The sequence below is a fragment of the Streptomyces dengpaensis genome, assembly GCF_002946835.1.
Lineage (GTDB): Bacteria > Actinomycetota > Actinomycetes > Streptomycetales > Streptomycetaceae > Streptomyces > Streptomyces dengpaensis.
The window spans coordinates 1,813,719-1,837,507 of the sequence record NZ_CP026652.1 but is presented as its reverse complement, the minus strand read 5'-3'; the positions used below and the strand labels follow the sequence as shown (position 1 = coordinate 1,837,507).

The window sequence follows — 23,789 nt, the reverse complement described above, 5'->3', positions numbered from 1 at the left end:
TTGAAGGTGGTTTTTCGGGCTTGGCATTGGCCGGGTGAGGGTCAGGCGAGGGGCAGGCAGTCGAGGTCGAACCCGGCACGTCGGTCATGGCGCTCGAACAGTTCCCGCAGCAGTTCGTCCTCGACGGTGATGGGCAGGTGCCCCGGGGCGGCCCCGAGGCGCGCGGCCTGTCGGTGCAGCGCGGCGGTGAGCCACGCGGTGCCGCCCAGGAAGGCGTCGGAGCGCCGGCGGGCGTGCAGCCATGTCCCCGCGCAGGCGGCGGCGGCGAGCAGCACCGCGTACCGCTCGGCGGCGCCGAACCCCTGCGGACCGGCCGTGACGGTGCGCTCCTTGCGCGGCAACTCGGCACACCGCCGGGTCAGTTCCGTGAACCGATCGGTCAACAGGCCGACCAGCGCGCCCAGATGACCGTCGCCCTCGCCGCTCTCACGGACCACGGCCCGGCCGAGGGCGGGCCAGGCGGCTCCCAGCGGGTCCTGCCCGCGGGCGCTCAGCGCCAGCCGGTCGTACCGCAGAGGTGGCAGCGGATCCCCGGCGGCGAACAGGGAGTCGGGCGGCGGGGAGCCCTCCGTGGTCCACGACTGGCGGGCCAGGCCGGGCAGTTGGGGGACCACCGACGCCAGGCAGGCCAGCGGTCCGGCGTGCCCGAGGCTGAGCACCGGCAGGTCACGCAGATGCTTCTGGAAGATCGCGTACTGACCCTCGCGCAGATAGTGCCGGGCTCCCAGCACCACCGACAGCGCGTCCGCCGCGTCCAGCAGGATCCGGGGCCCGAGATACTTGGCCGCCGCCGCGTACAGTCCCGCCGCACCCGGCAGCAGGTGCAGCGCCCGGCAGGCGGCCGTGGTCAGGCAGTCGGTGGTCAGCAGGTCGGCGAAGGCGTGCGCCAGGATGGACCGCGCGTGCGGCAGGCCGGCGACCGACCCTCCGTACAGTCGGCGCTCCTGGGCGAAGCGCACGGTGACCCGCAGCTGGGTGTCCAGGGTGCCGAGCGCCATGCTCGGGAGGGCAGCGCGGGTGATCTGGAACGCCCGCAGCGCGGTCTCCATCCCGCTGCCGGCCGGGCCGATCACGCTGGTGCCCGGGACCCGGCAGCCGGTGAACTCCACGCCGCCCAGCTCGCATCCCCGCACCCCGACCGTGGCGAACCGCGGCATCGGGCGCATCGAGGCGGGCCGCAGGGCGGACGGGTCGACCAGGAGCAGCGAGTGACTGCGGCTGCCCGCGCCGGGACTCGTACGGGCGAACAGCACCAAGGCCTGGGCCCGGCCGATGTTGTTGATCACTTCCTTGCGCCCGTCGAGCACCAGTGATCCGGTGTCGGGGCGGGCGGTGAACTCCTGCTGCCCGAAGTCGTTGCCGTGCGCGAGTTCGTGGAAGCAGACGGCGGCCTTGCCGCCCTTCAGCAGCGTGTCGGCCAGCCACCGTTGCTGCTGGGGGTCGCCTGAGGTCCAGACGTTGACGGCGGCCATGAAGGAGGTGACGCCGTAGCCCAGTCCCAGCGCGCCGTCGCGCCGGAAGAGCGGACGCAGCCCCCGGGCCATGGTGTCGATGTCCCTGAGCCGTCCGCCCAGGGAGGCCGGGACGAACTCCGCGCCGAGCCCGTACGAGTCCAGCAGCCGTTCGCCCCCGGACGGGAGCCGGGCCGCTTCGTCGGCCGCGACCACCGCCTCGTATCCCAGCGGGTTGCCGGTGTCCCACGGATCGCCGAGCAGCGTTTCCAGCGCTGTGGTCATGCCAACTCACCTCGTACGGGGTGTCCGTGGGACGCGTCGCCGTGGGGCAGCAGGGAGAGCACCGGGCCGCCGGACGCGGGGTCGCGGTGGGCCAGGGCCAGGTCCGCGAGGCGGGCGTGGGCCTGCTGGGTGTCGTCGGAGCCGGCCCGGGTGTCGTCGGAGCCGGACGGGTGGCCGGTGATCCGGGGCAGCAGCCGCCGGAGGACCGCCTCGATCCAGAGGCCGTCGTCCCACAGGGCGAGGGTGGGACCGGACGCGATGGCGGCGATCCAGCGGTGGTTGCGCGTCCACAGGTGCAGGGCCGCGGCGGCGGCGTACAGGGCGCAGTAGCGTTCGGCGAGGGCGAAGGCGGCGCTGGGCACCCGGACGGCGGACGGCCGGTGGGCGGCCAGTTCTTCGTGCAGGTCCGACGAGGCGGCCCGCACCCGGTCGGCCGCCCGGGCGACGCGCGGCGGGAGTCCGGCGAGCGTGTCGGGCAGGGACTGGACCAGGCTGGAGCCGCCGCGGGCCGTCAACGACAGCTGGGCGGTGTCCAGTTCGGGCAGCGTGGCGGTGAGGGTCGCCGCCGTGGCGACGCCCGCGCGGTCGGCGGTGCCGCGACGGTGGCCGCGGGCGAGTGCGGGGAACTGGTTGATGAGGGCGTGCAGGTTGACCACGGTGCTGCCGTCGAACAGGCCGACGATGCGATGGTCGCGGGACACCTTCTGGAACATGCCGTGGGCGTACACCCCGGACAGGAAGGCCCGCGCGCCGAGGATCCGTCCCAGCTGGTCGACGGCGCCGCCCGCGAGGGTGGGCGTCAGATACTTGGTGGCCGCGGAGGCGACCGCCAGTTCTCCGGTGAGGGTGTGGATGGAGCGGCTGGTCACCACGCTCACCGCCTCGGCGCACAGCAGGTCGGCGACGGCCTCGCCGAGGCTGTGCCGGGCCTGCGGCAGCTCCGGCAACAGGCGCCCGTAGAGCCGTCGGTCCGCCATGAAGCCGACGGCGAGCGCCAGCGCGTGGTCGCCGGCCCCCAGGGACAGCGACGAGCACATCGTCCGGGTCAGCTGAAGGCTCTTCAGAACGATCTCCAGACCGGCGCCCTCCCCTCCGATCACAGCGTCGGCGGGGACCGTGGCGCCGTCGAAGGCGATACCGCTGATGTCCGCCCCGCGGATGCCGTGGGTGCGGACCTTGGGCAGCGTGCGGTATCCGCCGGGCCCGTACGGCAGTTGCCGCTTGTCGGCGAGCAGCAGGCTGAAGCCGCGCGGCCCGCCGGCCGGGTCGGTGCGGGCCAGTACGCAGACCGTCCGTGCCCGGGTGGCGTTGTTGATCAGCCACTTCTCGCCGTGCAGCCGATAGCCGTCGGGACCCGGCAGCGCGGTGACCTCACCGGCCAGCAGATCGCTGCCGTGGTCCGCTTCGGTCAGGCCCCAGGCCACGACACCTCCGGCCAGCACGTCGGCGGCGAGCGCGCGGGCCTGGCCGGAGCCGGCGCCCACCCACGCGGACACCGCGCCCAGATAGGTCTTCGCGTGGGCCACGGCGACGGTCAGATCCCGCCGGGCGACCGTACGCATCACCGCCAGCACCTCGTCGTAGGCGCCCAGCGCGCCACCCAGCCGCGTCGGCACATAGGCGGCGGGCAGCCCGGCTTCGTCCAGCGCGGCACAGGCCTCGACGGGGAACGCGTCGTCCTCGTCGAGCCGGGCGAGACGGGCGTACGAGAACGCTCCGTCCGCTTCGTCCGGGTCACCCAGGACCCGCTCCCAGCGCCGGGCCACCAGGGCAGGCCGGTAGGGCGCGGGGCCGACGGCGTGGGTGACGGTCTGGTTCGGCGCGGGGGCGGCCGTCCGCTCCGGTGCCGGCGTGGCCCCGGGGTCGGCCGTCCGGTCCGGGGCGGTCACGGCCGCTCCCCGTCGGCGAGGGCGTGCTCCAGCGTCCGCAGTTCCCCTGACGCGTAGAGCTCTTTCATCGCCGAGCGCCGGATCTTGCCGCTGGTGGTGCGCAGTACGGTGCCGGGCCGGGCCAGCAGGACCCGGGCGCCTCCGATGCCGAACTCGCGGGCCAGGCACAGCGTCGCGCGCTCGCGGATGCCGGCCAGTTCGCCGGGGCCCAGGCCGTGCGGGCGGATCTCCTGGACGACCACGACCCGTTCGTCCTCGTCGCAGAACGCGGCTGCGGCACCGCGCGTCAGAGCGGGATGGACCGCCCCGGTCTCGTCCTCGATCTCCTGCGGGCTCAGATTGCGGCCCTGCACGATGAGGACGTCCTTGAGCCGCCCGATGACGAACAGCTCGCCGTCCTGGACGACCCCGACGTCGCCGGTGCGCAGGTAGCCGGTGCGGCCGTCGGCCGTGGTGGCGTGGAAGGTGCGGGCGGTGGCCTCGGGCCGTTCCCAGTAGCCGCCGGCGACACTGCGGGCGCGCACCCAGATCTCGCCCGTACGCCCCTCCGGCAGCACGGTGCCGTCGGCGGGGTCCACCACCGCCACGTCACGCCCGGCCACCGGGCCGCTGCTGACCAGTTCACGCACGCCCCGCCGCGCGCCGTCCGGCCGGTCGTCCCGGGGCGCCGGTACGAACTCGCTGTGCGGCGCCGGTACGAACTCGCCCTGCTGCAGCGCGTCCGTGAGCACGGGGACGGTCACGGGCGCCCGGTCGGGCCGGTCGCCGGTGACGATCAGGGTGGCCTCGGCCATGCCATAGCAGGGCAGCATGACCTGCGGCCGCAGTCCGGCCGGGGCGAGGCGCCGGGTGAACTCGGCGATGGTCCGCGAGCGCACGGGCTCGGCGCCGTTGACCGCCACCCGCCAGCGGGACAGATCGAGTCCGGCGACCTGCCCGTCGGTCAGCCGGTTCAGGCACAGCGCGTAGCCGAAGTCGGGGGAGCCGGACAGGTGGATGTCGTGCCGGTCGATCATCTGCAGCCAGGACAGGGGCCGCTTGACGAAGCTCACCGGGGCCATGAAGACACTGCTGCCGCCGTGGAAGAGCGGCTGGAGCAGCATGCCCATCAGACCGAGGTCGTGGTAGTGCGGCAGCCAGCCGCCGAAGCGGGTCCCGGCGTCGCTGCCCAGGGTCGCCGCGATGTCCCGGGCGTTGTGGATCAGGTTGCCGTGCGAGACCATCACCCCCTTGGGGTCACTGGTCGATCCCGAGGTGTACTGCAGCAGCGCCAGGTCGTCGGCCCCCACCCGGAGCGGCGACCAGTCCGGATCACCGGCCGGCGCGGCGTCGGCGACCTCGCACGGAATCGTCAACTCCGCCTCCGCGAGCCACTGCCGTACCTCGGCCTCCCCGGAGGCGTCGGTGACCACCAGCCGCGCCCCGCAGTCGCGGACGATCCCGGCAAGCCGCTGCCGGTCCCGCCGCTGCCGGCCGGGCATCGGCGCGGGCACCGCCACCGCCCCGGCGTACAGACAGCCCAGCAGGCTCTGGGCGAAGGCGAGCCCCGGCCCGTGCAGGACCAGCACGGGCCGGCCCGCCGCGCCCAGCGCGGACAGCCGGGCACCGATCCGCCGTGCGGCCCGGTCCAGTCCGGCGTACGTGAGGTCCGCGCGGGCCTCCTCGTCGCGGGGGTCCGCCAGGAACGTGAGCGCGATCCGCGAGCCGGCGGCACCGGCGTGCGAGGCGACGAGGGCCGGCAGGGTGCCGGTGATCCCGTGTGCCGTGTCCGGGGCGCTCATCGCAGCGTCACCGGGACCGATGAGAAGCGGCGCAGGGCGAGGCCGGGCACCCGCGTCGGGGAACCGGCCAGGCGCACGCCGGGATACCAGGCGTAGAGCCGGCCCAGCACCACTTCGAGTTCGATGCGCGCCAGGGCCGCGCCCAGGCAGTAGTGCGCGCCGAGCCCGAAGCTGAGGGGCCGTTCGTCGGCGCGGTCCAGGACGAGCCGGCCGGGGTCGGGGAAGTGCTCCGGGTCGCGGTTGGCGGCGCCGAGCAGAGCCACCACGGGCGTCCCCTTGGACAGCGGCACCCCGCCGACCACGGTGTCCCGCAGAGCCACCCGCCGGGACATCTGGATGGAGCCGTCGAAGCGGGTGAGTTCGTCGACGGCCGGACCCAGCAGGCCGGGCTCCTCGCGGAGCCGGGCGAGCTGGGCGGGGTTCCGGTCCAGGGCCACCACCGCGTTGCCGATCATGCCGGCGGTCGTCTCGAACCCGGCGGCGAACAACAGCACCAGGGTGTCGACCAGTTCGTCCTCGGTCAGCCGGTCCCCGTCGGTGTCGCGGACCGCCACCAGGGCCGACGTCATGTCGTCGCGCGGGTCACGGCGCCGTTCCTCGATCAGCTCGGAGAAGTACTCGCGGATGGCCAGGAAGGCGGCATCCCCCTCGGCCAGCTCCTCCTCGCTCACCACGACCTCGAACATCACCCCGCACTTGCGGACCCAGTCGCGGAACGGCGGCAGGTCCTGCTCGGGTACGCCCAGCAGCTGCGCCATCACCGCGATCGGGATCGGCAGCGCGAGCGCCGACTGAATATCCACCGGCTCGCCCGAAGCGGCCTGCCCGGCCAGCGATTCCAGGATGCCGTCGGCGAGTTCGGTGATGTAGGACCGCAGGCTCTCGATGCGCCGGGCGGTGAACGCGTACGAGACCAGCCGGCGGAGCCGGGAGTGATCGGGCGGGTTGTTCCCGATCATGGTGGAGTAGACGTGCCGCAGCAGCGGGTGCTCGCGCCAGCCGGGCTGGTTCGCGTCGAACCAGAGGGAGTCCGCCATGCCGAACGCGTCGCCGAGCAGCACCTCCCTGCACTCCGGGTAGGTCGACACGAAGCACGCCCCGAGCTCACTGGGGAAGACCGGCGCGGCGTCGCGGAGCCGGTCGTACGCGGGGAACGGATCCTCCTTGCCCTCGGAAGTGATCATGTCGAGCAGTGCGGCCTCGGCGGCCGGGGCTGCGGCGAGGGTCATCAATGCCTCCAAGTCGGGATGGGACTAGGGCCTGCCCGGGGCAGCGGGATCAGGCGGGGAACGCCTCGCGGGGGATCCAGCCGGGACTGGGCTGCTCGTGGTTCGCGCCCTTCTCCACGAACGCCACGTTGTGGTAGAAGTGCAGGCCGGTCATGTGGTGTGCCGCATAGGGCAGTTGAGCCGAGTCGTCGGAGCGGTACTCGCGGTGGTGCAGCAGATCCACCAGCGACGCCATCAGGCCCAGGCTGGTGCCGGCGTCCTGGGTGCCGAGCGTGCTGCCGCCGTATCCGGGCCAGTACGAGGTCTGGATGTCCTCCACGACATAGAGGCCGCCCTCGCGCACCTGCGGGAAGAGCGCCTCGAACGACGTACGCACATGGCCGTTCACATGGCTGCCGTCGTCGATGACGATGTCGAAGGGGCCCAGTTCCGCCGCCAGGGAGGCGAGGAACTCCGGGTCGTTCTGGTCACCCTGGACGGTCCTGACGCGCGGCCCGAGCGTCTCCGGCTTGCGGTACAGATCGAGGCCGTACACCAGGCCGCGCCGGAAGTACCGCTGCCACATCAGCAGTGATCCGCCGCCAAAGGACTCGTCGTCGTATCCGCCGACGCCGATCTCCAGCACCTTCACCGGCTCGTCGCGCAGCGCCCGGAAGTGCCGTTCGTAGTGACGCGTGTACCAGTGCACGCCGCCCCACTTGTCGGAACCGGCCGTCACCGCCCACCGGCCCAGGTCGCCGCCGGTGGCCGAGCAGGCGGCCAGCAGGGCTTCCACTCCCTGCACCGAAGGGCCCATCTCCTTGGCCAACATGGCCAGTTCACTCACTTCCGGCCAGGCGATCTCCACCTGGGGCGGGGCCGGGCGCAGGCCGTCACGCGGTCCGAAGAGCGACCGCAGCAGCTCGCAGACCTCGTACGTGACCGTGGCCGTCGTCTGCGACGGGCGGCCCGGGGCCACCTGGACCCGGCCGTCATAGGCCTGAACGGCGTAGTCGACCGACTGCCCGCCGGGGGACTGCCCGTCGTGCGGCCGGCCGTCGTGGCGGATCCGTAGGTGTGTTGTCGCCGGTGCCGCCTGCCAGGGCGGGTCCCAGCGCAGCGGGATCTCTCGCACCGCGACGGCCGCCGACCGCTCGAAACCGATTTCGCCGACCGCGGCGGCCAGTCGCCGCGGGCCGGCTCCCACCGCGGTCACCAGGGTCTCGACCGCTTCCCAGTCCTCGTAGCCGTCCCACGCGGAGGTACTCCTCATGGCCGACCCTCCTCAAGTCCGTCGGGGTATTCGCGGCGACAACCGCCGGCCAAACCCTGGGGGAGGGGGCTTAGGAACGACTAGGACCGGCCACCGGACCGTGCACAAGCGGCGCACAAGGACGGCTTCCTACGGTGTTCCCGCTGCTCCGCCTCCGCCCGATGGCTTTCCCCCGGCTTGTCCGGCGGAGGCGGGCTTTTCCTCAGCCGAGGACCCGAAGCCCCGAGGACCCCAGGACCCCAGGACCCGAAGACCACAAGACCCGAGGACCGAGGAAGGAAGCCGTGACTCACGCCGTACCACCCCTGGCCGAACTGCGTGCCCTCAAGCGCGAGGGTCTGGCCCGCGACCCGGGTCGCACGCGCGCACTACTGGGCGAACTCGTGGACCCGCTGGACCTGGAAGCCGCGGGAGCCCTGCTCTCCGCGCCGACGGCACACGAGCAGTTGAGCGGCGTTCCCGGACTCACCGGGGGGCGTGTCGCGCTGCTCGGCAGCTCCACCCTGCACCAGCTGCCCCACCTGCTGACCGCGGCCATGGTCCGCGACGGGATCCTCCCCGACGTCCGGTCGGCCGGATTCGACCAGTGGCAGTGGGAAATCATGTCCGGCGCACCGGAGTTGAAGGACCACCGGCCGGATCTGACGGCGCTGCTCCTCGACGACCACGCCCTCTACGGCCGGATCGCCGACCCGCTGGACATCGACGCCGTCGAAGCGGCCTGCGCCGCCTTCCCCGGCACCCTGCGCGAGTGGACCGCCGCCTGCCATGAACTGCTGGGCGGCCTCACCGTCCTGTGCACCGTCCCGTTGAGTCCGCTGAGCCGCGACCGGATCGTGGACTACCGCACCAAGGCCCGGCTCGACGCCGCCTGGTACCGGATGAACGCCGAGATCCTGGACATCGGCGGCGCGCTGCCCGCCACCGTGGTCCTGTCCTACACGGGAATCGCCGCGCACGCCGGGGGCACGGTCTTCGGCAGCCACCGCATGCGTCACATCGCGGGACAGGTCTACGCGCCGGAGTTCCTGCGGGCGTACGCCGACGAACTGTCCCGCGTGGCGCGCGCCCAGCTGGGCGGCGCCAAGAAGTGCCTGGTGCTGGACCTGGACGACACCCTCTGGGGCGGGATCCTCGGTGACGACGGCCTCGCCGCGCTGCGGATCGGCGGGGCCTATCCCGGTTCGGCCCACCAGGAACTCCAGGAACTGGCCCGTGACCTGGCGGCTCAGGGGGTGGTCCTCGCGATCGCCTCCAAGAACGACGACGACACGGTCCGCGAGGCCGTCGCCACCCACCCGGACATGGTCCTGTCGCCGTCCTCCTTCGCGGCGGTACGCGCCAACTGGGCGCCCAAGCCCGGCAACGTACGCGAGCTGGCCACCGAGCTGAACCTCGGCCGGGACGCGCTGGTCTTCGTCGACGACTCGCCCGTCGAGCGCGGCCTGATGCGCCGCGCCCTGCCCGAGGTGACGACGGTCGAACTACCGCCCGACGCGGCCGGCTTCGCCGCCCACGTGGCCGCCCGCGGTGACTTCGGCGTCCTCGCCCTCACCGGGGAGGACCGGGACCGCGCCCGCCTCTACCAGGCGGGCGCCCGCCGTGCCGAGGCGCGCGACAACGCCGCCGACCTTGAGGAGTACCTCCAGGATCTCGGCTCGCGGCTGACCGTCGAGGCGGCGGGCCCGCTGAACACCGAGCGCATCAGCCAGCTCTTCGGCAAGACCAACCAGTTCAACCTGACCGGCCGCCGCTTCACTGTCGACGACATCGCCCGGCCCGCCGCGGGCGCCGGCTTCTACGCCGCCCGGCTCACCGACCGGTTCGGCGACAACGGCCTGATCGCCGCCCTCGCGCTCAGTGCCGAACCGCGGGGCGGCTGGCGGATCGACAACCTGGTGCTGAGCTGCCGGGTCTTCTCACGCGGCGTCGAGGACTGCCTCGTCGCCCTGCTGCTGCGGGCCGCCCGGCGGCGCGGGGCCCCGGCGGTGCTGGCGGCATTTCACCCCACGCCCAAGAACCACCGATTCGCCGACTTCTATCTCCGGCACGGCTTCATCGAGGCCGCGTCCGGCCAGGTCGCGTCCGGCCAGGACGTCCGCCAGGACACCGGCCAGGACGTCCGTCAGGACTTCCGTCACGACCTGGACGACATCGCGGACCCGCCTCGCTGGATCGGGGTCGCCGAACCCGAAGGAGCCTTCCATGCCCATTGATTCCGAGCGCCTCGATTCCGAGCGCCTCGATTCCGGAACCCTCGATCCCGGGCCCCTCGACCCCGAGCGCCTCGATTACGACGCCGTAGCCGTGAACGTCACCCGGATCGTCGCCGACCTGCTGGAGGTGGACGAGGCAGGACTGACACCGGCCACCCTGCTCGCCGACATCGAGGGCTGGGACTCGGTCAACCAGATGCGGCTTCTGCTTCACCTGGAACGGGACCTGGCCGCTTCCCTCGACTACGACAGGTTCCTGAGCGCGGCCTCCCTCGGCCAACTGACCAGCCTCGCCCGGCACACCATGGCCGGCCTCGCGTGAACGCCGTCGCCTCCGCACTGCCCCGGGCACGCAGGGGCACTTGGGCCTTCCTGGGGGTGGCCCGCCGGACCTGCCACGTCCATCTCCTGGCGGACGTCGACGCCACCGCGCTGGTCCGGGCCCGCGCCGAGGCTCCCCACCTCTCGTACATCAGCTTCGTCGCCAAGGCCGCCGCCGACGCCGTCGCCGCCCATCCGCAGGCCGGCGCGCTGCTGCTCGGCGGCCGGCTGCACCCCAGGCTGGCCGTCCTGGACGACATCCACGTCAAGATCCTCTTCGACCGTACCGACGACGACGGCGCGCGCTGCGTCATGTCCGGCACCGTTGCGGCGGCCCAACTCCTGAGCGTGGACGAGATCCAACGCCGGGTGGACACCTACAAGAACGCCCCGCTCAGCGACGACGGCCCGTTCCGCGCGGCCCTGCGGCTGCAGCGCCTGCCGGCGCCCGCCGCCCGCCTGCTGTACGGACTGGCCCTGCGTGACCCGAAGCGCCGTGCCCAGGTACAGGGGACGCTCTCGGTGACCTCCGTCGGCCACGAGCCCGTACGCGCCGTGCTGCCCATGATCTCCGGCCCCCTCGGCTTCGGCGTCGGCCGGATCGCCGAGACCGCGGTCGTACGCGACCACGCCCTGGCCGTCGCCCCCGCCTTCACCCTCTCGCTCGCGTTCGACCACCGCGTACTCGACGGAGCCCTGGCCTCCCAGGTGCTCGCCCAGGTCAAACGCCGTCTCGAAACATGGGAAATCCCGTGACCGACTCATCCGCCGCGCTCGAACTCGCCGAGGCCAAGAAGTTCGTAGGACTGCACGCCCGGCACATGGGCCTGCGTACCCGCCGGGTCCAGGACACACTGCGCCGCATCACCGCACTCCACGGTGACCAGCCGGGCAGCTGGCTCGCCGAATGGTCCCGTCTCGCCGAGGAGCACCAGAGCCGCGGTCGTCACCAGGCCGCCGCCGACCACTACAACCTCGCCCGCTTCCCCTGTGCCGACACCGCGGCCAAACGGCGTGCCGAACAGCTGGCCGCCCAGAGCCTGCGCGGGTTGCTGCGCGGCCCCCGGCACGGCCGCCGGCAGACCCTCGTCCACGAGGGGCGGGAGGTCACCGTCCTCTTCCGCCCCGGCCCCCGGCGCTCGGCCCCGCTCGTCGTGATGATGGGCGGGATCGTCTCCCTCAAAGAACAGTGGGGGAGCCTGCTCGCCGCCGTACCGAGAGCCGGATGTGCGGTGGCCATCGCGGACTTCCCCGGCGTGGGCGAGAACCGGCTGCCCTACTCCCGCACCGCCGGACAGGTGTTCAGCGCCGTGATCGACGCGGTCGGCGGTGACTGCGACGGCGACCGTACGCTCGTCGTGGCCCCGAGTTTCGCCGGCCACCTCGCCCTCACACAGGCGCCCGCCGACCCTCGTATCCAGGGTGTTGTCACGGTGGGAGCCCCGCTGCGGAAGTTCTTCACCGATTCCCGCGTGCGCGACGAGATGCCCCGCATCACCCGTACCGCGCTGGAGCGTGCCTGCCGGCTGTCTCCGGGGGCCCTCGACGCGCACCTGTCCGAACTCGCCCTGAACCAGGACCAGTTGGCGGCTCTGGAGATTCCGGTGCACTACGTCGCCAGCCTCCGTGACGAGATCATCCCCACCGCGGAGTGGCGCCGCGCCGCCGCGCTCAACCCTCGCTGGCGCGTGCACGCGTTCGACGACGTCCACGGCTCTCCGCACCATGTCGTGCAGACCCGGGCCATCATCCTGAGCGCGATCCTGGCCCACGCCGGGCGTCCCCGCGCGGCGCGGGCTCTCGGAGCGCTCCGGCCACTGCTGCCCGCGGCTCGCGGAGGGCGCCGCTCATGAACGCCTTCATCCGGCCCCGCCCCGTGGACACCCCCGCTCTGCGGCTGGTCGGCTTTCACCACGCGGGCGGCTCCGCCGGGTCGTACCACCGCATGGGCCGTCAACTCCCGGACGACTGGGACCTGTTGCTGTACGACCTGCCCGGCCGCGGCCGACGGCACGCGGAGCCAGCCCTGCGGGACGCGGCGGCCGTGCTCCGTCAGGTCCTGGCCGACCTGGACCCCTGGAACGACGCGCCGACCGCGTTCTTCGGACACAGCTTCGGTGCCGTCGTCGCCCTGGAGACGGCCAGGGCCCGCGCCCAGGCCGGACATCAGCCCGTATGGGTCGGGGTCTCCGGGCACCGGCCGCCCAGCCGGCGTCCGTCCGGCCGGCTCACCGATCTCGCCGACGACGCGCTCCTGAGCACCCTGGTCGAGATGGGCGGCGTCCCGCGCCCGCTGGCCGAGGTGCCCGAGATCGCCGTACGACTCCTCGGCCTCACCCGTGCCGACCTGTACGCCGCCGAGTCCTACGCACCGTCCCCCGGCCGCCCTGCCCTGTCGTGCCCCCTGACCGTGTTCGGCGGAACCGCCGACCCCTGGGCTCCCCGGTCGGAGATGGGCGACTGGGCCCGGGAAACCCGCGACGTCTGCCGCTGGCGGTACTTCCCCGGCGGACACTTCTACCTTCTGGGCGCCGCCCTGCCGGACATCACCAGCGAAGTGGTGGCCGAGATCCGGCTGGCCGCGCCCTGGACCGTCTGGAGCGACCCCGCATGCGCCTGATCGAAGTCTCCGTGCTGCGCTCCGCCCAGCCACCCGCGCTCTGGTGCATCCTGACGACGCGCCCCGAGGCCGCGGCGCAGTCCCGTACCCCCGAGGGGCCGGAGCGGCGGGACGCCCGGCCGTCGGAGGGGCCGGCATCGCGAGACACCAGTACGCCCGGGGGGCCGGAACGACGGGACACCCGTATGCCTGGGGGCCCGGAGCGGCGGGACGCCTGGCCGTCCGACGGGCCGGCACCGCGAGACACCAGTCAGTCCGAGCAGCCGGAACGACAACACGCCCGCCAGCCCGAGAACCCGCTGTTCTCCACCGGTGCCGTGCTCGCCCCCGCCCCGGCCGCGCCGCAGACGTCCGCCGGGCCCCTGCCCCCCGGCCAGGGCCCGGCGCGGCGGCTGGCGACCCAGCTGCTGGAACGCGCCCAGACGGACGACGCCCCGACCGCTCGCTGGTACCTGCTGGCCGAGCCCGAGGGGGCCGTTCGCCCGGAGGCCCTGGCCGGGCTGCGGGAGTCTCTGCGGCGGGCCCTCACCGCGCACGGTTGCCATCGCGACGTCGTCCGCGCCGTCGCCTTCGCCGGAGACGACCTGACCGTGCTCTGCTCCAGCAGACACCGGCTCGCACCGGGCCGCTCCGTCCCCTGGCAGCTCCCCGACTACTACCCCCAGCTGCTCGAACGCATCGGCCAGCTCGCGAACCAAGGACTTCCGGCCCCCTCCATCACCCGGCGTCTCCAGGACGAGGGCTTCACCCAGGCCCCGGGCCGCGAGGAACGGATCAGCCTGCCCACCGTCCAGCGCCTCCTCCACGAAGACCTCAGCGTCCCGCTCCCCACGCGCTACCGCCGCGGGCCCGCCGAGGGCGAGGAACCCGGCCCCGACGAATGGTGGCTGCGGGACCTCGCGATCGAGCTCTCCATGCCCACCATCACGCTCTACACGTGGATCCGTCGCGGCTGGGTGCCCAGCGCCCGCAAGGAGACCCGTCCCCCGTACCGCTGGATCGTACGGGCCGACCGGGACGGCATCGCCGCCCTGCGCGCCCGCCGGTACCGCAACTCGGCCTGAGGCCCTTTCGCCGCTTGACGGCAGACGGCGTCGCCTGCGCAGACCGCCAGGTCGGCGATACTCTTGTCCGACATGGCTCACCCCGGATCCGTGGACCCAGGCTGCGCCGCCTTCGGGGCGTCACCGTCCATGGGTATGCCCGCGCGGGTTCGATCCCGCAGATCCGACGAGGGCCGTGACCGCTCCTCCTCGCCGGACGACCCACGCGACCGGGCCGCCCGCCTCGTCATCCGGACCGTCACCGACGCGACCGTGTACGGCACCCGCGTGAACTGGCGGCTCCGACTGGCCACCGACGACGCCCGCGAGGGCGACCCGTGGGCCACGCTCCGTACTCTCACCACGACGTGGTGACCGACCTGTCCCGGAGGAGTCAGAGATGACGGTGAGCCGAGTCGGCCTGGTCGTGCACAGCGGGCGCGCGGAGGCCGTGGAGGCGGCCTGTGTGGTGCGCGCGTGGTGCGAGGAGCACGCCGTGCGGTGCACGGACATCGACGTGTGGCAGGACGGCGGGCGGCACGACGCCCGTGAGGAGGCCGAGGCCGCGGGCGAGCCGGATCTCGTCGTCACGCTGGGCGGCGACGGCACCTTCCTGCGTGGTGCCCGGGTGGCCGCGGAGAACGACGCCCTGGTCCTGGGCGTCGACCTGGGGCGGTTGGGCTTCCTGACGGAGGTGCCGGCCGTCTGCGTACGTTCGGCGCTGGACGCGGTGTGCGAGGACCGGATCGCGATCGACAGCCGCATGCTGCTCGCCCTGCGGGCCTCCTGCCGCCTCGAAGTGCCGGCAGACATGGAGGCGTGGGTGCGGTACGGTCGCGGGCCGCTCCTGCCGCCTCCCCAGGTGCGCCCCGACTGCGAGGCCGACGACGAGTGGGGCATCCCGCTCGACGTCACCGCCCTCAACGACGTCGTCCTGGAGAAGCTGGCCAGGGACCGCCAGGTGTCGGTCGGCGTCTACATCGCCGGCCGGCTCCTGGCGTCCTACTCCGCCGACGCGCTGCTGGTGGCCACCCCGACCGGCTCGACCGCCTACAGCTTCGCGGCCGGCGGACCCGTCATCTCGCCGCGCGCCGAGGCCCTCGTCTTCACGCCGGTCGCCCCGCACATGGCGTTCAACCGCTCGGTCGTCACGGCCCCCGACGAGCCCGTCGGCCTGAAGGTTCTCGAACGGTCGGGGCCGGCCGCGGTCAGCATCGACGGCCAACTACGAGGCGTGCTCGATCCGGGGGACTGGATCGGCGTGTACGCGGCCCCGCGCCGACTGCGGGCTGTCCGGCTGGGGCCGATGGACTTCTACGGCCGGCTGCGCGAGCGGATGAACCTGACCGACGCCCCGGCCGCGGTCGCCGACGGATCCCCCGCGCCCCTCTGGTCGGTGACAACACCTCCGCCCGCAGACCTCGCCCATCTGGCGCTGCTGAGGGGCCCGGACGGTCCCTCCCCCATGCGCTGACCGCTGTGGAGACCTCAGGGTCAGGGACGGACGAGGACCTTGAGGGCCTCGCGCCGGTCCATCGCGCGGTAACCGTCCGGCACTTCGTCGAGGGTGACGGTGCTGTCGAACACGCGGCCGGGGGCGACCGTACCGTCGAGGACGCCGACAGACGCTCGTCCGCGTGCTGCACCTGAGTGACGGCCAGCGCGACTACCTGTACGAGCTGGCCGGCAAGGCGGGCGCCCGGCCGCCCCGGCGCGTCGGGCAGAAGGTGCAGCCGCAGCTTCGGCGGGTACTGGACGACCTGACCGCCACCCCGGCCGTCGTCCTGGGGCGGCGGCCCACGACGGGCTGCGCCTGCTCGCTTCCTGGGCGGCCGACCGTCTAGAGCCGACGGACATCAGTCCCTGAGCACGCACGCCTCGTCGGGGGACCGGAACACCGGCTGCGCCGACGGCTCTTGTCGTGCTTCTTCAGCGACCGCGACAGCACGGTCACCTCGGCGCCCATGGCGTGGGCGAACCTCACGGCCATGTGGCCGAGTCCGCCGAAGCCGATGACGGCGACCTTCTTGCCGGGACCCGCACCGAAGCGCCGGAGCGGCGAGTACATGGTGATGCCCGCGCACAGCGGCGGGGCCGACCGCGGCGACCACGCCGGCGATCTCGTGGCCCGGCACGACCGGGTAGATCTGCTCGCGGCGTCTAGAGCCAGTCCCGTCGCTTGAAAATCACGTACAAACTGGCGCAGACAATCCCCATCAGCCCGATCGCAAGGGGGTACCCGAAGCTCCAGCCCAGCTCCGGCATGTTCTCGAAGTTCATGCCGTAGATGGTCCCGACGAGTGTGGGAGCGAAGAGAATCGCCGCCCACGCCGAGATCTTCTTGATCTCTTCGTTCTGCTGGAAGCCCGCCTCCGCCAGGGCCCGCATCTCCGCGTTCTGCTGCTGCGTGACCAGCGTCGCGTTCACCGTCAGGATGTCCGTCAGGGCCTGGCGGAAGCCGTCGACGCGTTCGCTGGTGTGGGTGACGTGGTCGGCGACGTCGCGGAGGTAGCGCTGGAGTTCCTCGTCCGTGCCGTACTTGGCGAAACCGGCCATCAGGCCGTGCAGCATGCCGACCAGCGGGCGGGTGGCGCGCTGGAACTCGACCATTTCCCGGGAGAGTTCGTAGATGCGGCGGGAGACCTCGGGGTCGCCGCGGAAGACCTCGGTCTCGATCTCGTCGATGTCGTTCTGGACGCCGGAGACGACTGGGAGGTAGCCGTCGACGACGGCGTCGAGGATCGCGTAGAGGACGGCCTCCGGGCCGAGTTTCAGCAGCTCGGGGGTGTCCTCCATGCGGTGGCGCACCGCCGAGAGGTCGGGCGTCGTGCCGTGCCGGACCGTGATCACGAAGTCCGGCCCCACGAACACGTGCAGCTCGGCGAAGTCGACCTCCTCGGGCGCGTCCAGATAGCGCGCGGCACGCAGGACCACGAAGAGCGTGTCGCCGTACCGCTCCAGCTTCGGACGCTGGTGCGCCTCCATGGCGTCCTCGACGGAGAGCGGGTGCAGGTCGAACTCGCCGGCCAGGGAGAAGAGTTCGCCCTCCGTGGGGCGGGCCAGGCCGATCCATGCCATGCCGTCCGGCTCGTCGCGCAACTGGCGGAAGGTGTCGGCGAGGGAGGAGGGGGTCGAGACACGCACGCCGTCGCGGTACAGGGCCGCCTGTACGACGCTGGCGCCCTCGGTGGTCCCCGGCTCCTGTGGGCCGGGGCGAGGGGACGGGGGCTGCGCAGGCTGCGCGGATGGCGCGGGTGGCGCGGCCTGTGAGTTCAGGCCGCGTCGCCACACGGATGAGCGGGCGCGTCGGTCGGACATCGCGGACGCCTCCAGGGTCGAACGTACGTCTGCGCGATCACGAAGAAGGATATACGGGGCAAACGGCCCGAGCGTGCCCACTCGCCCGGAGATCCGCCCTGGGATCCGTCCTCGGATCCGTCCTCGGATCCGATGAGCATTGCGGACAGACAGTGTCCGCAAGCATCGCTAGCGTGCGGTGCATGACGAAGACGACCTCGACGGCACGTACCAGGACGTCGGCCCCCGTACTCGGTACCCGCGCCCTCAACCGCGCGACCCTCGACCGTCAGCTTCTGCTGCGCCGCTCGCCGCTGTCCGCGCAGGCCGCCGTCGAGCACCTCCTCGGTCTCCAGGCGCAGAACGTGAAGCCGCCGTACTACGCCCTCGCCGCCCGTCTCGCCGGCTTCGACCCCGAGGCGTTGTCGCAGCTCATGGCCGACCGGGAGGCCGTACGCATCGTCACCATGCGCTCCACCATCCACACGCACACCGCCGCCGACGCCCTCACCCTGCGTCCGCTCGTGCAGGCCGCACGCGACCGGGAGCTGGTCACCTTCCGCAAGGGGCTCACCGGCGTCGACCTGGACCGGCTCGCCGCGATCAGCCGGGAGCTGGTGGAGGCCGAGCCGCGCACCATGAAGCAGCTGGGCCAGGCGCTGCTCGCCGAGTGGCCGGATGCCGACCCGCTCGCGCTCTCCGTCGCCGCCCGCTGCCGTCTGCCCCTCGTCCAGGTCACCCCGCGCGGCCTGTGGGGCCGCAGCGGCCAGGTCGCGCTGACCACCGCCGAGCACTGGCTGGGCCGCCCCGCCGTGCCCGCCCCCGCGCCGGACGCGACCGTCCTGCGGTATCTCGCCGCCTTCGGGCCCGCCTCCGTCAAGGACATGCAGACCTGGGCGGGGCTGACCCGGCTGCGCGAGACCTTCGAACGGCTCCGGCCCCAGCTGATCACGTTCCGTGACGAGAACGGTGTCGAGCTCTTCGACCTCCCGGACGTGTCCCGCCCGGACGCGGACACCCCGGCCCCGCCGCGCTTCCTGCCCGAGTTCGACAACCTGCTCCTCTCCCACGCCGACCGCTCGCGGGTGGTGCCGGCCGCCTTCAAGGGACGCGCCTGGCAGGGCAACCAGGCGCACCGCACCCTGCTCGTCGACGGTTTCCTGGCGGGCGTATGGCGGCCGGAGGGCGAGGTCCTCACTATCGAGCCGTTCGGCACGAAGGTGCCGGCGGCCAGTTGGGGTGGCGTGGGGAAGCCGGCCGCCGGCAAGTCGGGGGAAACGGGGAGTGGATAGGGGGCGTTGCGGGCCGCTCGTGGTGGCTCGCAACGCCCCCTGGCAATTCACCTGAGGGGTACTCAGGAGATCATCGGTGACTACGAGTTGATCTGTGCGGTCACCAGGCTGGAGAAGGTCGTCAGTCGGGTGTAGACGCCCGGGTAGCCGGGCGCCGCGCAGCCCTTGCCCCAGGAGGTGATGCCGGCCAGGACGTCGCCGATGAGCAGCGGGCCGCCGCTGTCGCCCTGGCAGGTGTCGACGCCGCCGGAGGTGTATCCGGCGCAGACCATGTCGCTGGCGATGAAGTCGGAGCCGTACGAACTGGCGCAGCTGGAGTCGGACATGATCGGGACGGTCGCGGTGCGCAGCTGGTTGGAGGAGCTGCCGCCCGAGGAGGTGGTGCCCCAGCCGAGGATGCGGGCGGTGGCGCCGGTCGCGTAGACGCCGGTGTCCGAGGAGGAGACGTACGACGCCGTGGTGTACGGCATCGAACTCGACAGGGTCAGCACGGCCACGTCGTCGCCGTTGGTCGTGCCCGTGTAACCGGGGTGGATCCAGATCTTGCTGACCTGGCGGACGGCGCCGTTCGTGCCGTTGAGGTACGTTCTGCCGCCGACCACGCGGACGCTGCTGGTGGTCTCGCCGACCATGCAGTGCGCGGCCGTGACCACCTTGGTGGGCGAGACCAGGGTGCCGCCGCAGAACTGGTTCTGCCAGGCGTCCGTGAGCTGCATCATGAACGGGTACGCGGTCGTCGTGGTGGTTGTACCGCCCACGATGGGCTGCGGCGCGGCCACGGCGGAGGGGGCGCCGAGCAGCGCGGTCGCGGCGGCGGCAGCGGTGGCCACGCCTACGGCGGCGGCCTTCTTGGCACGGTTGAACCCGAACATGGGTCTCCTAGGAGTTTGCCGGTGGGGGGACGCGCGGGTGGGGGGTGCTGCACGGAGCCTCGGGACCGGCCCCTGTGCCCGGGCGAGCGGCACGTCCACACGCTAGGGCGTGAGGCCTTTCTCCCCCAATGAGGGAACCCCCTAAGGGAGTTGGGGGAGGGAAAACCCTTGGCGGTGCGGGGCGGGGTTTGCGTACGGTGCCGTCCGGTTGGTCCCGGCCTGGGGGGCTCCGCCCGGTCGCCCGAAGGTCTCGTCCTCAAACTCCCCCACTCTCGGCTTCTCCCCCGGTGCCTTAAGGGCCTGGGAGGTACCCCCAGAGCGGGGGGACCCCCACGACGGGCTACGGGATGCCCCAGCGCCTCAGGCTCAGGTCGACGACCGCGCCTCGAGCCGGCTCAGCCGCTCCTCCGCCCCGCCGCCAGCCGGACTATGTCCACCCGCGACCGAATCCCCAGCTTCCGGTACACCCGCGTGAGCGTCGCCTCCACCGTCTTCACGCTGATGAACAGGCGCGCGGCGATCTCGCGGTTGGTGGCGCCCTCCATGACGAGGGCGGCGACCTGGCGTTCGGTGGCGGCGAGGGCGTCGAGGGCGGCGGAGGCGAGGGGCGGTGGGGTGGGGCGGGCGGTGGCCGCGGACTCGGCCTGGCGGAGCCAGGGCAGGGCGCGGCAGCGGCGGAAGAGGCGGGCCGCCTCCTCGTACGAGGCGGGGCCGGGCCGGAGGGTGCGCAGGCCGGCGAGGGCGTACGCGGCGCGGGCCTCCTCCAGGCCGTAGCCCAGCTTGCCGAGGCGGTCCTGCGCGGAGGTCAACTGCCGTTCGGCGGCGCCGTGTTCGCCGCGGGCGGCACGTACCAGAGCCTCGGCGCGGTCGAGGACGGCGAGCACGCTCTCGCGTTCGAGGCGCAGGGCCCGCCGCCGGGTGACGTCGATGACGTCCTGCGCCTCCACGGGCTCACCGATCCGTACCAGCGCCTCGGCGAGATCGCCGTGCCAGCGGCCACGGGCGGGGTCGACGACCCCGAGCCGCTCCTCCAACTCCCGTACGCGGCGCAGCGACTGGACCGCCGCCGTGGCGTCCCCGGCGACCAGCTGGGCGTGCCCGAGGGCGCCCAGGGCGCGCGACAGATAGACCAGGTCGCCGTCCTCCTCGGCGCGGTCCACGGCCTCCCGGGCGAGCGCGAGCGCGCGGTCCGCGTCGCCGCCCGCGGCCTCGGCGAGCGAGGTGAACATGGCGGTGGCCGCCTCGCCGATCCCCGTGTCGCGGGCCAGCCGCAGAGCCTCCCTGGCCAGGTCGAGGGCCCGGCCGCAGTGCCCGGAGCGCAGCTCGGTCTCGGCGAGCCCGCGCAGGAAGTGCACCTCGCTCTCGACCATGCCGCGCCGCTGCACCTCGCGCAGCAGCGCGGTGATGGTCGTACGGGCCTCGACGAGCTGGTCGCTCATGATCAGCCAGCGGAAGCGGGCGGCACCGGCGCCGTTGTGGTCGCACGCCACACGGGGGTCCTGCGGCTCGCGCATCGCCCGCTGGATGGTCGCTGGGGCGTCCGGGTGCCCCATCAGGGTCTCCATCTGCGCCTGGAAGCCCAGCGCGAGGAGCTCGGTCGGCCGGTCCCCGGCACGTGCCGCGAGGCGCGCGGCGGCAGCGGCCTCCTCGCGGGCCTTGTCCATCTCGCCCTCCATGAGCAGGGCCCGCCAGGCCAGTTGGTAGCGGACGAGGGCGAGCAGCCGGGGGTCGTCGCCCGCGTCCGCGAGCGCGTGCGGGAAGACCGCGTCGATCTCGGCCATGGCCTGCCCCGCGGCGTCGATGACGACCATCCAGGCGCGTACCCGGTCCGCGGGCCCGGTGGCCCGGGCCAGCACCTGACGCGCGATGTCCCGCGCCAGGTCCGTCTCACCGGCCGTCAGCGCGTCCTCGGCTGCCTGCAGCCGCCGCTCGTCCGGACCCGGCACGGCGTCGGCCGGAGTGTGCCGCGCCGCGAGCAGCCCGAGCCCCGCGGCGACCGAGGGCGCGCCGCGGTCCCGGGCGGCGGTCGCGGCCTTGCCGAGCCGGGCCGCGACCCGCGGGTCCGTACCGGTGGTGGCCAGGGCGAGGTGCCGGGCCCGCTCGATGGGATCGGAGGCCGCCGTGGACAGCGCGGCGTGGGCGGCGCGCCGCTCCTGGGCGCTCGCCTCCGCGTACAGGGCGGCGGAGACCAGCGGATGCGCGAACCGGATGCCGGGTGTCTCGCGCTCGGTCGCGAGCAGCCCGAGCGCTGCGGCGGAGGCCGTCTCCGCCTCGGCGTTCTCGCGGCCCGCCGCGTGCAGCAGCGCCAGCGTGGGGCGGGCCCCCGCGCTCGCCACGAGCAGGGTGCGGCGGGCCTCCGCGGACAGCATCTCCAGGCGGCTGAGCACCAGCGCGCGCAGCGAGGTCGGCACGGGCAGCGGCTCGCCCGGGCTCGGCGGAGTCGGGGACTCGGCGAGGGCACGGCCCAGCTCCAGCGCGAACAGCGGGTTGCCGCCGCTGGTGCGGTGGATGTCCCGCACGGTGGAACGGGGCAGCCCCGTGTAGCCGCGCCGGCCGAGGAGTTCGGCCACGTGGGTGCGGGAGAGCGGGTTGATCCGTAAGGCCAGGGTGTCCGGCGGGGACGCGCGTAGACAGCGGTCGTGCTCCTGCAGGGGCTCCGTGTCCGTGCGTACGGCGCACAGCATGCGCACCGGCATGTCGCCGAGACGGCGGGCGGCGAAGCCCAGCAGTTCGGCGCTCGCCGGGTCGAGCCACTGCAGGTCGTCGGCGACGATCAGCACCGGGCCCTGGGCGGCCAGCGCCCGGAACACGGACAGCACCGCGAGCCGCAGCGCCAACCCGTCGCGCTGGAGGGTGGATTCGCCGCGGCCGGTGAGCGCCGACTCCAGGGCGGTGCGCTGCGGGGCGGGCAGCCGGTCGGAGACCTCGTCCACGACCAGGCCGAGGAGATCGGCCAGCGCGAGGAAGGGGAGATGGGATTCGGACTCGGTGGCCGAACAGCGCAACACGGTCCGTGCCGATTCGGCGTATTCCGCGGCCAATGCCCGCAGGACGGTCGACTTTCCTATTCCCGCGGGGCCGTGCACCAGCACACTGCCCCCGCCCGAGAGCTGCTCCCGCGCCCCCGCGAAGAGCTCCTCCCGGCCGATGACCAGGTCGGGGCGGGGTCTCGCAGGCTCCTTGAAGTCCCCTCGCACGGTCACCGCTCCCCTCACGCGTTGTGTTCGGCCAATGTTAGGCAATGTCCCTTTGAATTTCGGACTGTCGGGGTGGTGAGGGAAATAACAAGGGGGACGCATACGTCATTTCAAGGCGCCGACGTCTGAATGGACTCAGGGCCGTCTACGGCAGCAGCCCGGCCCGGCGCGCCGCGACGACCGCCTCCAGACGGGTGTGGGCACCGAGCTTGCGCATCGCCGACCGGAGGTATCCCTTCACGGTCTCGGGACGGATGCCCAGTCGCCGCGCGGCCACCGCGTTGGTCGCGCCGCCGGCCACACACGCGAGCACGTCCACCTCGCGCGGTGCGAGGTCCACGTGCAGCGGCCCCCGTACCGGTGAGGCACCCGCCAAGCGCCCGCACACGGAGAGGAGTTCGGCCCTCAGCGCAGGGTCGGCGATCCGCGGTGCCAGCGCCCGCAGCGCCCCGTGCGCCTCGCGCACCTCCTCCCACGCCGCGCTGCCCACCGCCGGGTCGGGCTCCCGCGCGCGCGAGGCGGCCAGCAGGTCCCGCGCCTCGTCCCGTACGGCCAGGGCCTGTTCCACGTCCCGGGCCGCCGCGACGGCCGCGCCGAGCGTGCGGTCGCCCAGGGGCCGGGCCGTCCGCAGGGCGCCGTACAGCACGCCGCGCACCCGGCGGCGTACGACGACGGGGACCGCGAGCACGGAGAACAGCCCCTCGGTGGCGACCGCCACGTCGTACTCGTGGCTGATCTGCCGTGAGGCCGAGTAGTCGGTCACGGCGCACGGCCGGGCGAGCGCCACCGCCTTGCCGCCCAGGCCGTTGCCCGAGGACACCGCGAGCTCGCTGAGTGCGGCCGTCGCCGTACCGCTGAGCTCGCTGATGCGCACCTGCCTGCTCGCGGGCTCGACCAGGCCGCCGAAGGCGACCGGCAGCCCCGTCGCGCGGCGCAGCCGCACCAGCGCACCACGCATCTCCACCGCCTCGGCTGCGTCTGCTGCCACCTGTTCGCCCCTTCAGCGCGGCGCACCCCCGTTCGGGGGTGGTGAGACCTGCATCA

The 23,789-nt window shown here is 73.2% G+C and carries 18 protein-coding genes and 3 pseudogenes; 10 read left to right on the top strand and 11 right to left on the bottom strand.

Annotated features, from left to right (window positions below):
• Nucleotides 1-41: 41 nt before the first annotated feature.
• Genes C4B68_RS08450 through C4B68_RS08430 form a run of 5 tightly spaced genes read right to left on the bottom strand, consistent with a single transcriptional unit; the run spans nt 42 to nt 7,887 of the window.
• Nucleotides 42-1,736: an acyl-CoA dehydrogenase family protein gene (locus C4B68_RS08450; RefSeq protein ID WP_099498766.1), complete on the bottom strand. Its 1,695-nt coding sequence runs from the start codon at nt 1,734-1,736 to the stop codon at nt 42-44.
• Nucleotides 1,733-3,625 (bottom strand): acyl-CoA dehydrogenase family protein, encoded by a 1,893-nt coding sequence (locus tag C4B68_RS08445; RefSeq protein ID WP_099498765.1) that lies wholly within the window; start codon nt 3,623-3,625, stop codon nt 1,733-1,735. Before C4B68_RS08445 ends, C4B68_RS08450 begins: the two co-directional genes overlap by 4 nt.
• Complete coding sequence (locus C4B68_RS08440) at nt 3,622-5,406, bottom strand: fatty acyl-AMP ligase (protein WP_099498764.1); 1,785 nt, start codon at nt 5,404-5,406, stop codon at nt 3,622-3,624. The genes C4B68_RS08445 and C4B68_RS08440 overlap by 4 nt, the downstream gene beginning before the upstream one ends.
• The gene (locus C4B68_RS08435) at nt 5,403-6,635 is read right to left on the bottom strand and encodes a cytochrome P450 (protein ID WP_099498763.1); all 1,233 of its coding nucleotides are present in this window, start codon (nt 6,633-6,635) and stop codon (nt 5,403-5,405) included. The genes C4B68_RS08440 and C4B68_RS08435 overlap by 4 nt, the downstream gene beginning before the upstream one ends.
• Nucleotides 6,636-6,684: 49 nt before the next feature.
• Complete coding sequence (locus C4B68_RS08430; RefSeq protein WP_099498762.1) at nt 6,685-7,887, bottom strand: class I SAM-dependent methyltransferase; 1,203 nt, start codon at nt 7,885-7,887, stop codon at nt 6,685-6,687.
• 284 nt (nt 7,888-8,171) lie between these two features.
• Between C4B68_RS08430 and C4B68_RS08425 the strand changes: the two genes are divergently transcribed.
• From C4B68_RS08425 to C4B68_RS08380, 9 genes and pseudogenes are all read left to right on the top strand, one after another.
• Nucleotides 8,172-10,103, top strand: a complete 1,932-nt coding sequence (locus tag C4B68_RS08425) for an HAD-IIIC family phosphatase (protein WP_206337073.1) — start codon at nt 8,172-8,174, stop codon at nt 10,101-10,103.
• Entirely contained in the window at nt 10,093-10,425 is a 333-nt protein-coding gene (locus C4B68_RS08420; RefSeq protein ID WP_107475387.1) for an acyl carrier protein, read from the top strand. The genes C4B68_RS08425 and C4B68_RS08420 overlap by 11 nt, the downstream gene beginning before the upstream one ends.
• Entirely contained in the window at nt 10,422-11,180 is a 759-nt protein-coding gene (locus tag C4B68_RS08415; protein ID WP_099498761.1) for a 2-oxo acid dehydrogenase subunit E2, read from the top strand. The genes C4B68_RS08420 and C4B68_RS08415 overlap by 4 nt, the downstream gene beginning before the upstream one ends.
• Nucleotides 11,177-12,277: an alpha/beta hydrolase family protein gene (locus C4B68_RS08410; RefSeq protein ID WP_206337072.1), complete on the top strand. Its 1,101-nt coding sequence runs from the start codon at nt 11,177-11,179 to the stop codon at nt 12,275-12,277. Before C4B68_RS08415 ends, C4B68_RS08410 begins: the two co-directional genes overlap by 4 nt.
• Nucleotides 12,274-13,044 (top strand): thioesterase II family protein, encoded by a 771-nt coding sequence (locus C4B68_RS08405; RefSeq protein ID WP_099498759.1) that lies wholly within the window; start codon nt 12,274-12,276, stop codon nt 13,042-13,044. The genes C4B68_RS08410 and C4B68_RS08405 overlap by 4 nt, the downstream gene beginning before the upstream one ends.
• Nucleotides 13,035-14,108: a hypothetical protein gene (locus C4B68_RS08400; RefSeq protein ID WP_099498758.1), complete on the top strand. Its 1,074-nt coding sequence runs from the start codon at nt 13,035-13,037 to the stop codon at nt 14,106-14,108. Before C4B68_RS08405 ends, C4B68_RS08400 begins: the two co-directional genes overlap by 10 nt.
• A 72-nt stretch (nt 14,109-14,180) precedes the next feature.
• Nucleotides 14,181-14,462: a hypothetical protein gene (locus C4B68_RS08395; protein WP_143674219.1), complete on the top strand. Its 282-nt coding sequence runs from the start codon at nt 14,181-14,183 to the stop codon at nt 14,460-14,462.
• A 25-nt stretch (nt 14,463-14,487) separates the two neighbouring features.
• Nucleotides 14,488-15,561 (top strand): NAD(+)/NADH kinase, encoded by a 1,074-nt coding sequence (locus tag C4B68_RS08390; protein ID WP_099498756.1) that lies wholly within the window; start codon nt 14,488-14,490, stop codon nt 15,559-15,561.
• 154 nt (nt 15,562-15,715) lie between these two features.
• Nucleotides 15,716-15,883 (top strand): annotated as a pseudogene (locus tag C4B68_RS08380) (transcriptional regulator); the annotation flags it as partial.
• 122 nt (nt 15,884-16,005) lie between these two features.
• On the opposite strand, the pseudogene C4B68_RS43090 reads toward C4B68_RS08380, so the two are convergent.
• The 3 genes and pseudogenes from C4B68_RS43090 to C4B68_RS08370 form a co-directional block, all read right to left on the bottom strand.
• Nucleotides 16,006-16,185, bottom strand: a pseudogene (locus tag C4B68_RS43090) (alcohol dehydrogenase); the annotation flags it as partial.
• Nucleotides 16,157-16,222: pseudogene (locus C4B68_RS44685) on the bottom strand (hypothetical protein); the annotation flags it as partial. The pseudogenes C4B68_RS44685 and C4B68_RS43090, both read right to left, overlap by 29 nt.
• Nucleotides 16,223-16,247: 25 nt before the next feature.
• The gene (locus tag C4B68_RS08370; protein ID WP_180289143.1) at nt 16,248-17,405 is read right to left on the bottom strand and encodes a magnesium and cobalt transport protein CorA; all 1,158 of its coding nucleotides are present in this window, start codon (nt 17,403-17,405) and stop codon (nt 16,248-16,250) included.
• A gap of 182 nt (nt 17,406-17,587) precedes the next feature.
• On the opposite strand from C4B68_RS08370, the gene C4B68_RS08365 reads away from it, so the two are divergent.
• Nucleotides 17,588-18,676 carry a winged helix DNA-binding domain-containing protein gene (locus tag C4B68_RS08365; RefSeq protein ID WP_099498754.1) on the top strand — a complete coding sequence of 363 codons (1,089 nt, stop codon included), beginning with the start codon at nt 17,588-17,590 and terminating at the stop codon, nt 18,674-18,676.
• A gap of 80 nt (nt 18,677-18,756) precedes the next feature.
• On the opposite strand, the gene C4B68_RS08360 is transcribed toward C4B68_RS08365, so the two are convergent.
• From C4B68_RS08360 to C4B68_RS08350, 3 genes are all read right to left on the bottom strand, one after another.
• Nucleotides 18,757-19,548, bottom strand: coding sequence for a S1 family peptidase (locus C4B68_RS08360; RefSeq protein WP_099498753.1), 792 nt, complete (start codon nt 19,546-19,548; stop codon nt 18,757-18,759).
• A gap of 395 nt (nt 19,549-19,943) precedes the next feature.
• Nucleotides 19,944-22,751: a helix-turn-helix transcriptional regulator gene (locus tag C4B68_RS08355; RefSeq protein WP_180289142.1), complete on the bottom strand. Its 2,808-nt coding sequence runs from the start codon at nt 22,749-22,751 to the stop codon at nt 19,944-19,946.
• Nucleotides 22,752-22,890: 139 nt separating this feature from the next.
• Nucleotides 22,891-23,733, bottom strand: a complete 843-nt coding sequence (locus C4B68_RS08350; protein ID WP_099498752.1) for a helix-turn-helix transcriptional regulator — start codon at nt 23,731-23,733, stop codon at nt 22,891-22,893.
• Nucleotides 23,734-23,789 lie beyond the last annotated feature (56 nt).